Here is a 13,805-nt window from a genome sequence, read left to right on the forward strand (position 1 = left end):
GAGGCCTCATTGAATATGAGCAATTCAGTAGAATATCCCCTGAAAGGAATTACAATTCTTGACTTCACGACCGCGCTAGCAGGACCTCTGGCCACACTGCGGGCGGCGGATCTCGGGGCAACTGTTATTAAGATTGAAGGACCAGAGCATCCCGACATCACGCGCAACATGGCAATCGGCGGCGTCAGGTTGGGAGAAATGTCGACGAGTTACATGATGCTCAACCGTAGCAAGCGTTCGCTTGCCATCGAGCTCAAAGCCGACGAGGGCCACGCGGTTTTGCGCGAACTGATCTCTCGGTGCGATGCTGTAGTAACCAATTACCGACCAAAGGCGGTAAAGTCTCTCGGTCTCGACTATGCGTCGGTTAAGGCGTGGAATCACAAGATTGTACACGTCGCTATTTCTGGATTTGGCCATATCGATCCGGAAGGCACGCTTCCTGGTATCGATCTGCTGCTGCAGGCCTACACTGGGATTATGACTAATGCAGGCACACGAGCGGTCCCCCATCAGTCTAGCCCTGTTTTCTGCGTTGATGTTTGCACATCTCATCTTGCCACCGAAGCTCTTCTGGGTGGGCTTCTGGGTGCAAAGATAACCGGTAGGGGATCGTGTTGGGAAGTAAGCATGATCTCAGCTGCATTGGAGCTCCAGATGCAAGAAATAGCCACATACCGCAATTTCCAGGTAGGTCGCCTTTTGGGCGATGAACCACACGCCTCGCGTTATATGAACCCACCTTATGGCTTGTTCGAATTGGCCGATGGACATTTAGCCATAGCACGTTCAGATGTCGGATTGGTCGGGCGCACAACCGGATCGTCCGAACTTCTCCGTCTTGCCAAGCAGCGCCCTGCAGAAACAGAGCAAGAAGCTATGCGTGAATGGCGGGACGCGGTGTTTCGAGCTGTGGCTGAAGTTTTAAGGACATGGCCGGTCGAAAAGGCGCAATCAACGTTGAACGCTGCGGGCATCTGGTGTAGCCGCCTACAAAGTTTTGACGAATTCTTAGCACTTCCAGGAGTTGAGGATTTCTTCCTTTCCGTAGAGAACGGTGCGCACGGTACTTTCAGTACGCTTGCCGGCATGGTCAATTTTCCAAGAATCTCAGAAAAGAGCCCTGCAGTGCAAAAAGCGTCATTGCTGGGTGAAGACACTACCGAGATACTGCGTGAATGCGGTTACAGTCTGGCAGAAATAGAAAGCCTTAACAGCACTGGGGTTGTTTTCTCGCGTGAGATGCAGAAACGCGAGGAGGTACGAGCATGACCATCGTTGATTTGTCGATGACGCTTGACCCCGATACTGTTTATAACTCACCCGTGAAAAATGCCGCGATACGTCGAATATCGCACGCAGAGGCGGGTAAAGGTTTGACCCGACTGTTTGAAGGTCTTGTCATCAGTGATTTGCCGGATGGGGAGGGTTGTGCCATGGAGAACATTAACCTCTCTACACATCACGGAACCCACCTCGACGCGCCGTTTCACTATCACTCCAAAACAGCAGGCTTGCCGTCGCCGACAATCGACGAGGTGCCGCTCGAATGGTGTTACGCGCCAGGTGTGAAATTGGACCTGCGCTTTCTTGACGATGGGCATTTAGTCTCTGTTGATGACCTGCAAAGAGCACTGGATAAGGTAGAGCATCAATTATCCCCTTATGAGATAGTGTTGGCAAACACATCTGCTGGCGGAGCGCACCATCAACGCAACTATTTTGCAAAGGGTTGTGGATTCAGCGATCAAGCAACGAAGTTCTTAATTGACGCTGGAGTGAAAATCGTGGGAACCGATGCGGCCAGTTGGGATATTCCATTGCCGCATATGATAGAAAACCACTTGCGAACAGGCGATGCTCGCGCAATCTTCCAAGCCCATAAATTCGGACGGCATGTCGCCTATTGTCAACTCGAGAAGCTCGCAAATCTCGAAGCGTTGCCAGATGCCGGGTTTCACGTTTGCTGCTTTCCTTTCAAAATCAAGGGCGCTTCTGCGGGGTTTACGCGCGCAGTCGCGATTTTGTCTGATGCCCTCAGCCGATAGCACCCAGACTTCTAAAATACTCAAGCCTTCATCTGTTCCAGAAAAACTACCGTACTACGGTGTCGCTACTCAGCATGGTATACCAATTTACAGTGTCTCAGGGGGTAGAACACACGGAGGCACGCAGGTATCGGAGACCTCGGTCTTTCGAATTGCTTCACTGACTAAAGTTGTAACTTCGATGGCGGTTATGCGAATGATCGAGACCGGTGCACTAGAGTTTGAAACAACCATCGGTGATCTTGTTCGCAGCTTCCCTGAGCTAAACTTCGATTACCCCGCCATGGGAGCAGATGTCAAACACCACCCCCCTGAGGAAATCACGATACGCCAGTTGTTGAATCAGACTAGCGGGCTTGCCTACGATTTCACCAGTCCCGATGCAGTGCGCCAGCAGCTCTTAGCACTCGGAAAGACCGGGTGCAGACTCTATCCACCCGGAACACGTTGGCATTATGGTCCGGGCCTCGAGTGGCTTGGGAGAGCCCTTGAAGCACTTTCGAATGACACACTCGATAATGTTTTGGCGAGGATCGTACTCAACCCACTTGGTATGACCCAGACAACCTATTCAGTGCCTCAGGATTCGAGAGATCGCATTGTAGACGTTTTCAAAGAAAGCTGTAGCGGCTTTGAACTTCATCCCGTTCGCTCGTCATGGGTGTCGAGTAAACCTTCAGGCGACGGCGGCCTTTTTTCGACACCGGTTGATATGCTGAAGCTAGCACAGTCATATTGTGATGGTTCGGTGCCAATTTCGGAGCATTCTCTACAACTTATGCTTAGTAATCAAATTGAGGAGCGACCGCTCTATCGACAGTTGTCGTCGCGCCCTGATTTCTCGGCTTCTTTTGATTTCATGCATTCTCAGGACCGATTTGGCTATGGCTTTGTTGTTTCAGGACCGCGCGCCCAAATAGTGCCATTTGGTGCCGCAATCTGGGGTGGTTCCTATAATTGCTTCCTATGGGTTGACCGTCGCAGCAGTCTTTGCGGCGTATATCTGACACAAGTATTGCCATTCTGTTCTCCAAAAACAATGGCTGTTATCCAACGGTTCGTTTCCGACGTCTATGCTTGCGCAGCGTAGAGCCGTCGTAGGCTGAATCTGTTGAAGAACAACATGTTGCGATCTCAGAAAGTGGCGCGTTGGACGTGTACGCGTGCCTTTCATTCAGGCTTTGTGCATTTGCTGCGGTGCGGGAAAGAACTTCACCAAATTGCGGAGGTTCTGGGCGGTGGCAGCGAGGAGGAATTCGTCATTGGCACCTCATGGGCCGCGCAATCGGAGCCGTTCGAGGCCCAGGATGCGTTTAAGGTGGGCAAAGAGTATTTCGACCTTCTTTTTGAACTTCGTCGATACGTCGTACTGCCGGGTCTCCGATGATCAAAATTCAAAGTCAATCTAGACACACGTATCCTGCGATTTCCGCAATAGCCCGAAAGCTAGCCACCCATATGGTCAAAATTTCCTTTTTCAGATCACTCTATTCACTTCGATATCTACTAAAGTGGAAAAACTGACTGCCGGTAGGTCCCACAGGAGGGCAGGGAGGCATAAAATTTGCCGTCATTGACAAATCTCGAGTTGCTACGAAGAAAAGATCACAAACATGAATACCATTAGAAATATGGCTTATTTCTATCGCACTAATAAAGTGCGGTGAGCTTTTAAATTTTACCGCGGTATGGTGACACATGACTTACCTCCCGCAGCGAATTTGGAATAAAATAATGAAACGACTTCTCCCCTTGCCTACTAATTTTGGATTGATACGGCGCGCCCTCGCAGCGGATATTGATCGAATTGTGCAGTTGGTCAGTCATTTGGCCAAACATCATGGCGACATTCCGTCTCTTACACATGATGATCTTGCTCGAGATTTATTCAGTGAAAACCCTTGGATTTACATCGTCGTCGCAGAGATGGACGGCGAAATTATTGGATACGCAGCCATGTGTAGAGTGGTTCAACTCCAATTTGGGGCCAGGGGAATGGACATGCATCACCTTTTCACTGAGGCAGCGTTTCGGAACCAGGGTGTGGGCCAGAACCTCATTAAGGCCTGCAAGATTCAGGCGGCTATGCTGTCATGCAGCTTCTTGATGGTCGGAACTCATCCGAACAATCAAAAAGCTCAGGCTTTTTACACATCCCTTGGGTTCGAACGTAGAGAAAACCAAGGGGCGCGGTTTTCTGTCCGAATTGCCTCATAAGTGTCAGTGGGAGCTGTCCGCTTGCCGTTCCCCGGGGGCTCAAACGGCTGGAAACTGGCCTTGGCTATGGCGCTAAACAGCTGCCGCAACTTTGAGACAATCGCTTCGGGCCTTGGTCGCCATTCCTGGTCCTCCGTTTCCTAAACATAGCGGTGGACTATTTCAGGTGGCGAGGTTCATTGAGGTTACTTTTTTTGAGATTGCCCTGAAATTCACTAACGAGACTCCTGTGCATTCTCTAGGGTCAGGACTCATAGCCAATAGAGTACGGTTGCAGCAAGGGCGATGGCTGAGAGGAAGACCTTGGGGCATCTGTCGTATCGAGTTGCCACGCGTCGCCAGTCTTTCAGCCTGCCGAACATGATCTCGATCCGATTGCGGCGTTTGTAGCGGCATTTGTCGTACTTCACCGGTTTCTTGCGCTGCTTCCGGCCCGGGATGCATGCACGTATCCCTTTGTCTTTCAACGCTTCTCTAAACCAGTCGGCGTCGTATCCGCGATCTCCCAGCAGCCATTCCACCTTTGGCAAACTGCCCACCAAAGCGCGGGCACCGATGTAATCGCCGACTTGTCCTGCCGTGACGAAGAGGTTGAGCGGCCGGCCTTGGCTGTTGCAGACGGCGTGCAGCTTCGTGTTCATGCCACCTTTGGTCCGACCAATCAGGCGTCCACGCCCCCCTTTTTCACGCTCATGCTGGTCGCTGTTCGGTGGGCCTTGAGATAGGTTGCATCGATATTGACGGTTCTCTGTTCAGCGTGCTCGGCTACCAGACCCGCCATTATCCGGGCAAAGACGCCCTTGCCTCTCCACCGCTTCCAACGGTTGTACAGCGTCTTGTGTGGGCCATAAGCGGCAGGTGCATCACGCCACCGTAAACCATTGCGATTGATGAAGATAATCCCGCCCTCAGTTGGAAATCAATGGGTCCTGACCCTACACACGCAGCAGTTGCGAGCATGTGGTTATGAAAAGCACCATTCCAATACATGTCGTAACAGGCGACCGAGATGAGCTGCCGGGTTTGAGCTATTCATGCTGACTTGCAAAACTATCGGACAATGGCCGCCTGCATGTGATCAAAGACAGTGGCCACTACGTTCCGATGACGCAACCAAACGCGCTGAACAATCTGATCTCTGATGTTGTTAGAGATGCCGACATAAACTGTGTTTTCTAGTTCAAGCCCAAGCAGGCTGTGTTAGCGTTCCCGCGTCTGCGTCGATCCGCGTATGAGTGCCAATCAAGATGGATCGCGCATCTGGATCGTGACCAATCGGGAGTCCGCCGAGGATAGGAACGCCAAACCCTTCAAGATATTGACGCAGCAACCCGACTGCATCAATCGGCGGATTCGACGGCGTTCCGGTGATGTGGCCTATTGCAACACCCGCAACGCCTTCAAGATGACCTGCTCTTAATAACAGGGTCAGGTCTCGTTCGAACTGGCCGATTGCGATCCCATCAGACTCGATCAAAAGGATTGCTCCGATCAGGGAGGGTAGCGCCCATCCGGCGGCAGTAGCCAACATTGTGAGACTGCCGCCGATCAGCGGGCCACTTGCTTGCCCTTCTGTTGTCAGCGCCATTGATTTAATGGCGGGATCGGACGTGACGGTGATCGGTTCACTCCCCATCAAGACGGCATGTAAAGAATGCGCTGCAATATCGCTAAGCTGGTCGTCATCACTGCCGGTCAACGCGCCGTGGACGCTGGGAGCCGCGCTGTTTCGCCATAGGGCCATTTGAAGCGTGGTGATGTCACTGAATCCAATCAGCGGCTTCAGGTCGCGGGCAATTGTGTCAAAAGGCAGTCGGTGGGCAATACGATAGGACCCCTTGCCGCCCCGCGTCGCAAAAACCGCGCGCACATCCGGGTCAAGAAAAGCGTTGTTGAGGTCGGCAAGACGTACATCATCTGAGCCAGCTAAGTAGCCCATCTTGTCGAACGCGTGCGGCCCAATTTCGACCCGCAAGCCCCATGATCGTAAAACTTCGGCGCGTCGTTCAATTGCTCCCGGTTCCGCGCGGCTGGCTGGCGATACGAAGCGCACCAGATCGCCTGATTGCAGCAGGGGCATAATTCAGTCTCCAATTGGGGATTGGCTGTACGGGACAAAGCTGACCGGAGAGTACGACCGGGGTTCTGTTGGGTCAATGTTGTGACGGAAAAGTCAAACATCTCTGACGTTCAACAGCAGCATCGGTTCAAATGGGCTCGAGGCAAACATCTTCTGCAACCCGTCATCGATCTGCAGCTCGTTGCCCATTTCATTGCATAAGAACTTTTCGGCTTGGTGCGCCATCTTATGTTGATCGTTCACCCTGCCCTGGTCGCACTGTGGCGGTTGGGGTCAGGTTCGTGTGACGTTCAAGATTTTGAGACTTTCCCATTCCAAGCCTGTGCTGTCATAGCATTTTATCCACCCGGACGACTTGGTTATACAATTGATAACTTCAATCCATCTCATCATTCCTTAACCTTATCAGCAGTCTTTGAAGAAAAAAGAGTGAAATCAGATGGCTTCTTTTGATCGGGAAACTGATCGCGCGATCGAACTTTTGAGATGCGTTCAAGTTGGCATTTGTTCGACCTTTGGTATTGGCGAGGGATCTGCATGTCTGAAATCCTTCCTTTTCTAAGCCAGAAGTTCAGCTAGGGGATTGAGAGTATGAGGAGTTTTCTTGGAGGCGCAACAATAGCCTGCTTGATCATGACGTGTCCTGCGCTTGCGCAAGACTTCAGCATTTCAACAAATAGAGCTGTTGGACCGGATGGGACGATCCAAATGCCAGATGCGAATATTCGAGCCGATTGGTCAATGCTCGGAGCTTGGACCATATTGGAAGACGGAGAGGCCATCGGACAGCACGTCGTATACACTCAACCCGGTGTCATTCAGTATTACCTTGAGAATAAAGCATTTCCTGATGGAGCTGTGCTCGTAAAAGAGCTACTCGAAGCCAAGACTGGAGAGTACACCACGGGAACCGCTGCATATGCTACGAATGTCTCCGGATGGTTCGTGATGGTCAAAGACCACAACAACAGGTTTGGCGGCAATGACTTGTGGGGTGATGGATGGGGTTGGGCGTATTTTGATGTCGACGACCGCCAGAGCACCACAACAGAAGACTATAGCGGAGAGTGCTTAGGCTGCCACGTACCCGCCGAGGAAACGGACTGGGTTTATGTCGAGGCATACCCAGCCCTATCTGCCCCCCAAAATAAGTAGGCTGCCTGTGAGACCCCCTCGAACACAGGACATCCACCACTCGGACAGTGTAAGCCACCACAGAGCCAAACGCTGCAATGCAATCGAAGCCGCAGCTTAACACCAGAAAGGAACATAGCCATGAAAGCCTTAAAACCCTTAGTAGTGGGCGTCGCGTTAGGCGCTTCGGCTTTGGTGCTGAGCCAGTTATCATCATCTGTTAGCGCACAGGTGTCGGATGACTGGCAGCCAAAATGGACGGAAGATGGCCAGTTAGTCTTGCCCGAGGGCTATCGTGAATGGGTGTATCTCGGGTCCCCGCTGACACCAAACGCCCTGAATGGTGGCGAGGCAGGGTTTCCCGAATACCACAACGTGTACATGCATCCAGCGGCTTACGCCCTATACAAGGAAAGCGGGGAATTTCCTGAAGGCACAATTTTGCTGAAAGAATTGCAACTCACTCAACCAGGCGAGGAAGAAGACGGATCTCGCTTCGAAGTATCCGGGAGAGGCTATTTCCCTGGTGCATTCAACGGCATTGACATCGCGGTGAAGGATTCGTCCCGGTTTTCCGAAAGCCAGAACTGGGGTTACTTCAACTTCGGCCACCACGCCCCGCCTTATGCTGAGACTGCGGCTGCGGCGCCAGTTGAAGCGTGTGCAGCCTGTCATATCGACAACGCCGACGAAGACATGGTGTTCACAAGATTCTATGGGATCCTCAATTCCAACTAAATCACTCTGACCGGTGGGGTCACCTTGCTTGAACGACAAGGTGACCCATTGAAATGCAAAACCACCAACAACGTTTGGAAGGGCTTGGCTTTACTTCCCTTAAGAGGAAACCCGCATGGACCTGGATCATTTCGCCGAAAACCAGCTTAAAGCTCTGCGGCGTGACGGCAATTACCGTGAATTTGCCGAACTACAGCGTCACGCGGGCGCCTATCCGAATGCCTCCCGATACTGCGGAAATGGACGCATCGAGAATATCAAAGTCTGGTGCTCCAACGATTATTTGGGCATGGGGCAAAACCCAAAAACTCTGGCAGCAATGGCAACCGCACTGGAAGCCTACGGTGCGGGCGCAGGTGGAACACGGAATATCTCGGGGACCACTCATCATCATGTGTTGCTGGAACGGGAACTTGCGGACCTTCACGGAAAACCCTCGGCACTTGTGCTGAATTCAGGCTATGTCGCCAATTGGGCTAGTCTGGGCACATTGGCCGAGCGTCTGCCAAACTGCGTTGTCTTCTCTGACAGCCTGAATCACGCTTCGATGATTGAGGGCATCCGACACTCGCGGGTGAACAAGCAGATTTGGCGTCACAACGACGTCGCTCATCTGGAAGATTTGCTGGCTCGGGCCGATCCGTTCAGCACCAAAATTGTTGCCTTCGAATCCGTTTACTCAATGGATGGGGATGTTTGCCCGCTGCAAGATATTCTCGAGGTCTGCGAGAAATACGGTGCAATTTCTTATCTCGATGAAGTGCACGCCGTTGGCCTCTACGGCCCAAGAGGCGGAGGCATAGCGGAACAGCTTGGATTGATGGACCGGGTCGATATCATCCAGGGGACTTTGGGGAAGGCGTTTGGTGTGATGGGCGGATACATCGCCGGTTCAAAAAGCGTCACTGATTTCATACGGTCTTTCGCATCCGGGTTCATTTTCTCTACTGCCCTGCCACCGGCGTTAGTCGCGGGCGCTCTTGCATCGGTCCGGCACCTCAAAACCAGCAACTTCGAACGTGATGGCCAACGCCGTGCAGTAAGAGACCTGCGAGCGCGACTGGATGAGATGGAAATTCCGCATCTGAGCAATGACAGTCACATTGTTCCGGTAATTGTCGGTGATGCCCATAAATGCAAACGCATCTCGGACATGCTACTCGAAGACTATGGGATGTATATTCAGCCCATTAACTACCCGACAGTTCCCGAGGGCACTGAGCGCTTGCGAATTACACCTGGCCCTTACCATACGACAGAAGACATAGATGCGCTGGCGACAGCACTCGGTCACATCTGGTCGCGCTGCGCTTTGTCACCAGCGCATCCGGTTCACACAGAGATCAGAGCAGTCCAAGTGCGTTAGCGATATAATTAGCCAGAGCAAACACGAAATGGTTCATACAATCTTTGAGTACGGACATGAAAACAGCATTGATACCCAGTAGCTGCCGGCTTTTTGCTATTTGCTTTTTCTGCGTGTTTGCATCCAACGCGCCCGCCCAAATGGGTGTTTCTGTGGATCATTGTCAGGCTCAGGCTGGTCCCGGCGTGGATTGGCGCGGCTGTGATTTGTCTCACGAAGATCTCTCGGGCATCGATCTGAGTCACTCAGATCTGCGGGATGCTAAATTTACCGCGGCAAAGCTGCGTGGCTCTGATCTCTCGAATGCAGATCTCAGGGGCGCCATTTTGATTGGCGCCGACTTGCAAGAAGTCGATTTCTCTGGAGCGGATCTGCGGGGGTCTTTCATGACAAAAGCCCAACTGGGGAAAAACAACTTTGAAAACTCCCTTTTAGAAGGCGCGTATTACAACAACGCCCATAAGTGTGCGGTAGGATCAGTTGGCGTTTGCAAATGAGCCGGAAACCACCCGCCTCGCTGTCACGTCGGCGATGGTTAACCGTAGCGGGTGGGACCCTGTTTAGCGCGCTAAGTTACCCTGCGCGACCCGAAGCAAGTATTGATGAAATCGAGTTTCATCGCCATCCGGCGTCTTTGCCAGGGTTTTTTTCGAATGCATATCTGATTGAAGGGCGCGAGAGTTGCATCCTGGTTGATGCACATCTGAACATTGATGAAGCGCGCGACTTGGCAGCACTAATCGGGACCATTGGCAAACCGATCTCTGGTTTCGTCATCACGCATCCTCATCCAGATCACTATCTTGGGTTGGAGTTCCTTGGTCCTCTTTTTCCTGAGGCCGCCATTGCGAGTTCAGAAGTATCACTGGGCTACATTCGGACAGCTGCGGCCGACTGGAAAGATTTTAATAATATCCTGAGGCCACTTCGGCCGGGGCCGATAGTCTTAGCCGAGACAGTATTTGAATGTCTTGTGATGCCTGATGCCGAAAGTGTTGCTCCGGTCGTGCTTTTCGAACCGAAAACTCGAACACTTTTGGCCGGGGATCATGCGCTAAACCGTCAACACTTGTGGCTGGTTGAAGGTCGGCCTATTGCCTGGCGTCAAAACATGCAGCAGTTACTTGCATTGTCTCCTTCTAGTGTCCTGCCCGGCCATGGTGAAGTCGGTGGAATAGAGATCCTTAGAAATACCGATGCTTACTTAGAAGACTTCATATCCTTAAAAAAACGAGGTCTTTCTTCAAAACAAATCTTGCAGGCAATGATAGAACGCTACGCTGACTATGTATTTCCTGAAGCTCTCCAATACAGTGTGTTGGTCGGCAAGATGCAGTGAGCACCATCAGTGGCTTTGAAGCGATTTTCGGTGCCAGAAAGGCCACCTGCACTTTGATTGTAGAAAACCCTGCTACCGAGCTTCTACCATTTGAATTTTCTTGCTGCGGACATGACATTGCGTACAGCTTCATTGTCTTCGCGGCCAGTCGCGACAGCCATAGAAATGGTTCGCCAATAAGGTTCGGGTCCTAGTTCTGACCACCCATGGCGCATATTGTCCACGGCATCTCGTGGAGCAATAGATATTCCTATACTCGCGGCCACGGCGTCATAAACCCAGTCCTCGCGTTCGGAAGCCATCGCCACATCCAATGCCACCTCGCTACTCCGCATGGCCTGCGCAAACATTCCACGAAATTCGCAAGACAAACGGTCCACGTATTGCTCGCTTCCTATCTTGTCGAGTTCCACGCAGGGTAGATCAGCAAAGCGATGTCCTTTCGGCGTGATCACCACCATATCTTCTCGGTAGAGCTCAACCTGTTTTAAACGCAAGGATTCACCAAATGGAGATGCCATGATCGCAAGATCACAGTGTCCGGACAAAAGAACCTCGAGTATTTTGTCGGTTGAAGTATCGTCCATCACAAGCTCAATCTTAGGATGCGCTTGTCGGAACTCTGCCAAAAAAGGCATAAGACGACTTGGGCTGATCGTACACATCACCGCAATTCTGACTTGTTGTTGACCTCCGGTTGTCATTCGCTTTGCTGCTTCTTCCGTTTGCAGCATGGCCTCTTCAACGTCGGACAGGCGTTCGACCATGACGCGACCCAATGCGGTCAGATGAGTCAGGCGCCCCTCTCTTCTAAGTAGGGTGCCGTTCAGGTCCTCTTCCAATCGTTTGATCGCCTTGCTCAAAGCAGGCTGAGAGATCTTATGAATCCGCGCGGTTTCCGAGAAATTCAAGCTGTGTGCGAGATGTAAGAAATACTGAATTCGAGTTCGGTTCACGATCTTCAGGCCTTTTTCAATGCGGTCCCTTGAGGTAACTTTATCATATTGAAAGTAAGAGAAAATGTCATCAAAGGAGTTGCTGAAATGAAGTCAGAAATCTGCTAAATTGGGGTAGTTAAACGGTTAATTTGTTGTTGCGTGAATCGGAGGTTGTTTCGCAATCACTTTCTGCAAGCCGTATTGGGTTAGAATTGCCTATCTAGTCGGTGCATTTCTGCATCGATAACGGTCATTTGTTGGAGAGGCTGTTCCTGGAGAGCCTTAAGACCAGGCTTCAAACAAGCTGCTCACCAAACCTGACAACCAATCTAGAATATTTGCAATGTGCCACACTAAGAATGAAAACGGGCGCTTAACAGATGGACGAAAGAAGGCTCAATGGGTGTCGTACGAATTGTAGATAGATTTTTTTCTGATCAACTTTTGCTTTCTTGTGCCGCCATAGCAATGTTTGTCTTGTGGGTTTTTTGGCGACGGCTGCTAAACGCGAATTTAAGGCACTTTGGGACACGGGTACGCCAACTTTTCAATTTGGTTGAAGGCTTCCTGACAATATCGGCAATATTTGCTTTTCATGCTCTGCTTAGCTTGGCGCTTGGATCCGAGCAGCATTCAGGAATCGCCGTTTTTCTCGAGTTTGCGACTTTTTTGATGGTCTATCTCGTTGTAAGCTTGGTGGTCGCACGTGCAATAGAATTGCTGTGGGTCAACCAATCCTTTTTCATTGAAGATGGGCATATTCCCGGGCTGTTGCGGGTATTGTTGTTTGGCGCCACTCTCGTCATCGGTGTAACTGCTTTCGGTGTCGGTCAAGGACTGTCCATCAATGGGCTTTATGTTTCGACTGGGGCGATGGCGGCACTGATCGCATTTGCGATGCAGCGGACGTTGGGTGATTTGTTTTCAGGTATTTCTCTCAGCGTTGAACGCCCTTTCAAAATCGGTGACTGGATAGAGTTGGAAGATGGCACAAAGGGTGAAGTTCGAGATCTGAATTGGCGGGCGACGCGGTTGAGAGACTGGGACAACACTACTTTGGTCGTGCCCAATGGAAAGCTAGCAGCCCAAACAATCCGTAACCTGCATGGGGCGGACCATCGTTACTCGCCGGTCTACACTGTAAGTCTGCCTGCAGAAGTGGACCCTCGGTTTGCGAAGTCGCTTATTCTCGAAGTCGCCCTGAAATGTAGACACAGGTCAAAAGAAAAGCTTCCCAGTGTACGGCTGGTGAATTCCGGAACTGTTCCATACACTTATATGGTTTGGCTGCATTTCTCGACCTATCCTGCGATGTTCGCTGGCCGAGAAGAGTTCTTTCGAGATTTGCACTATGAGTTGAAGCTGGCCGGGGTCCAAAGCGCTCCACAAGCACAAGATGTAAGACTTCGCTCGGCTGAAAAAGTCGATGCAAAACCTCCTTCGGTCTTGCACGCTTTGCGCAGTCTTGATTTTGCAAACCTCTTCAACGAAGGCGAATTCGAAACCCTTGTGGACAGAAGTTATCCAACATTTGTCGACGCCGGTACCGTCATTTTGTCCGAAGGCGAGGTGGCGCCGTCTGTTTTCATAGTTCTGAACGGCGTGGTTGAAACGAGTGTTTTGGTTTCACCAGAGAGAGATCGAAAACTCGATCCGCTTAAGTCCGGAGAGTATTTCGGGCTTGCATCAATGCTGACAGATGCACCGTCCTTTCAGACTTTCACGGCCTCTTCAGATGTGTCGTTGATACAAATCGATCGCAAATGTTTCAAAGAAATTGCGTCCCAAAGAGAAGAGTTGTTGCAGGGATTTGCAGAGATCGTTGAACATCGCATGATGCTTGTGGACCAGGCACGTAACGATCCAAGTCTCTATGGCAATTCCGGGCGTCTCTATGACATTCTGCGGAAAATGGAGAAGATAATCGGAAAATAGGATCAACTTC

Annotated in this window: 12 protein-coding genes and 2 pseudogenes; 10 read left to right on the forward strand and 4 right to left on the reverse strand. The window is 51.2% G+C overall.

What is annotated here, in order from left to right; genetic code table 11:
• The first annotated feature begins 15 nt into the window (after positions 1–15).
• Genes ACR1XV_RS18230 through ACR1XV_RS18240 form a run of 3 tightly spaced genes read left to right on the forward strand, consistent with a single transcriptional unit; the run spans position 16 to position 3,138 of the window.
• Positions 16–1,272, forward strand: a complete 1,257-nt coding sequence (locus ACR1XV_RS18230; protein WP_480533954.1) for a CaiB/BaiF CoA transferase family protein — start codon at positions 16–18, stop codon at positions 1,270–1,272.
• The gene (locus ACR1XV_RS18235) at positions 1,269–2,048 is read left to right on the forward strand and encodes a cyclase family protein (protein WP_480533956.1); all 780 of its coding nucleotides are present in this window, start codon (positions 1,269–1,271) and stop codon (positions 2,046–2,048) included. Before ACR1XV_RS18230 ends, ACR1XV_RS18235 begins: the two co-directional genes overlap by 4 nt.
• On the forward strand, positions 2,032–3,138 hold the full coding sequence (locus tag ACR1XV_RS18240) for a serine hydrolase domain-containing protein (RefSeq protein ID WP_480533958.1): 1,107 nt from the start codon (positions 2,032–2,034) through the stop codon (positions 3,136–3,138). The genes ACR1XV_RS18235 and ACR1XV_RS18240 overlap by 17 nt, the downstream gene beginning before the upstream one ends.
• 84 nt (positions 3,139–3,222) lie before the next feature.
• Here the strand turns inward: ACR1XV_RS18240 and ACR1XV_RS18245 are convergent.
• A pseudogene (locus tag ACR1XV_RS18245) lies at positions 3,223–3,432 on the reverse strand (transposase); the annotation flags it as partial.
• A 350-nt stretch (positions 3,433–3,782) separates the two neighbouring features.
• Between ACR1XV_RS18245 and ACR1XV_RS18250 the strand changes: the two are divergent.
• The gene (locus ACR1XV_RS18250) at positions 3,783–4,265 is read left to right on the forward strand and encodes a GNAT family N-acetyltransferase (RefSeq protein ID WP_480533960.1); all 483 of its coding nucleotides are present in this window, start codon (positions 3,783–3,785) and stop codon (positions 4,263–4,265) included.
• Between the two features lie 251 nt (positions 4,266–4,516).
• Here ACR1XV_RS18250 and ACR1XV_RS18255 read toward each other — a convergent pair.
• Positions 4,517–5,169 (reverse strand): annotated as a pseudogene (locus tag ACR1XV_RS18255) (IS5 family transposase); the annotation flags it as partial.
• 276 nt (positions 5,170–5,445) lie between these two features.
• Positions 5,446–6,345, reverse strand: a complete 900-nt coding sequence (locus tag ACR1XV_RS18260; RefSeq protein WP_480533962.1) for a S66 peptidase family protein — start codon at positions 6,343–6,345, stop codon at positions 5,446–5,448.
• Positions 6,346–7,053: 708 nt separating this feature from the next.
• Between ACR1XV_RS18260 and ACR1XV_RS18265 the strand changes: the two genes are divergently transcribed.
• The 5 genes from ACR1XV_RS18265 (at position 7,054) to ACR1XV_RS18285 (ending at position 10,922) form a co-directional block, all read left to right on the forward strand.
• On the forward strand, positions 7,054–7,500 hold the full coding sequence (locus ACR1XV_RS18265; protein WP_480533964.1) for a cytochrome P460 family protein: 447 nt from the start codon (positions 7,054–7,056) through the stop codon (positions 7,498–7,500).
• Between the two features lie 120 nt (positions 7,501–7,620).
• Positions 7,621–8,217 (forward strand): cytochrome P460 family protein, encoded by a 597-nt coding sequence (locus ACR1XV_RS18270; protein ID WP_480533966.1) that lies wholly within the window; start codon positions 7,621–7,623, stop codon positions 8,215–8,217.
• Positions 8,218–8,332: 115 nt separating this feature from the next.
• Positions 8,333–9,583, forward strand: a complete 1,251-nt coding sequence (gene hemA / locus ACR1XV_RS18275) for a 5-aminolevulinate synthase (RefSeq protein ID WP_480533968.1) — start codon at positions 8,333–8,335, stop codon at positions 9,581–9,583.
• Between the two features lie 56 nt (positions 9,584–9,639).
• A complete protein-coding gene (locus ACR1XV_RS18280) occupies positions 9,640–10,080 on the forward strand; it encodes a pentapeptide repeat-containing protein (RefSeq protein ID WP_480533970.1) in 441 nt (146 codons plus the stop codon).
• The gene (locus ACR1XV_RS18285; RefSeq protein WP_480533972.1) at positions 10,077–10,922 is read left to right on the forward strand and encodes an MBL fold metallo-hydrolase; all 846 of its coding nucleotides are present in this window, start codon (positions 10,077–10,079) and stop codon (positions 10,920–10,922) included. The genes ACR1XV_RS18280 and ACR1XV_RS18285 overlap by 4 nt, the downstream gene beginning before the upstream one ends.
• Positions 10,923–11,005: 83 nt before the next feature.
• Here ACR1XV_RS18285 and ACR1XV_RS18290 read toward each other — a convergent pair whose 3' ends face one another.
• Positions 11,006–11,878 carry a LysR family transcriptional regulator gene (locus ACR1XV_RS18290; protein ID WP_480533974.1) on the reverse strand — a complete coding sequence of 291 codons (873 nt, stop codon included), beginning with the start codon at positions 11,876–11,878 and terminating at the stop codon, positions 11,006–11,008.
• Between the two features lie 381 nt (positions 11,879–12,259).
• On the opposite strand from ACR1XV_RS18290, the gene ACR1XV_RS18295 reads away from it, so the two are divergent.
• On the forward strand, positions 12,260–13,795 hold the full coding sequence (locus tag ACR1XV_RS18295; protein ID WP_480533976.1) for a mechanosensitive ion channel domain-containing protein: 1,536 nt from the start codon (positions 12,260–12,262) through the stop codon (positions 13,793–13,795).
• Positions 13,796–13,805: the final 10 nt, after the last annotated feature.

The organism is Ruegeria sp. AD2(2025), from assembly GCF_056542385.1.

Bases quoted from the DNA above. Each gene is read 5' to 3' on its own strand.
- ACR1XV_RS18230 (WP_480533954.1), top strand. From the start codon at position 16: ATGAGCAATTCAGTAGAATATCCCCTGAAAGGAATTACAATTCTTGAC.
- ACR1XV_RS18235 (WP_480533956.1), top strand. From the start codon at position 1,269: ATGACCATCGTTGATTTGTCGATGACGCTTGACCCCGATACTGTTTAT.
- ACR1XV_RS18240 (WP_480533958.1), top strand. From the start codon at position 2,032: ATGCCCTCAGCCGATAGCACCCAGACTTCTAAAATACTCAAGCCTTCA.
- ACR1XV_RS18250 (WP_480533960.1), top strand. From the start codon at position 3,783: ATGAAACGACTTCTCCCCTTGCCTACTAATTTTGGATTGATACGGCGC.
- ACR1XV_RS18260 (WP_480533962.1), bottom strand. From the start codon at position 6,345: ATGCCCCTGCTGCAATCAGGCGATCTGGTGCGCTTCGTATCGCCAGCC.
- ACR1XV_RS18265 (WP_480533964.1), top strand. From the start codon at position 7,054: ATGCCAGATGCGAATATTCGAGCCGATTGGTCAATGCTCGGAGCTTGG.
- ACR1XV_RS18270 (WP_480533966.1), top strand. From the start codon at position 7,621: ATGAAAGCCTTAAAACCCTTAGTAGTGGGCGTCGCGTTAGGCGCTTCG.
- hemA (WP_480533968.1), top strand. From the start codon at position 8,333: ATGGACCTGGATCATTTCGCCGAAAACCAGCTTAAAGCTCTGCGGCGT.
- ACR1XV_RS18280 (WP_480533970.1), top strand. From the start codon at position 9,640: ATGAAAACAGCATTGATACCCAGTAGCTGCCGGCTTTTTGCTATTTGC.
- ACR1XV_RS18285 (WP_480533972.1), top strand. From the start codon at position 10,077: ATGAGCCGGAAACCACCCGCCTCGCTGTCACGTCGGCGATGGTTAACC.
- ACR1XV_RS18295 (WP_480533976.1), top strand. From the start codon at position 12,260: ATGGGTGTCGTACGAATTGTAGATAGATTTTTTTCTGATCAACTTTTG.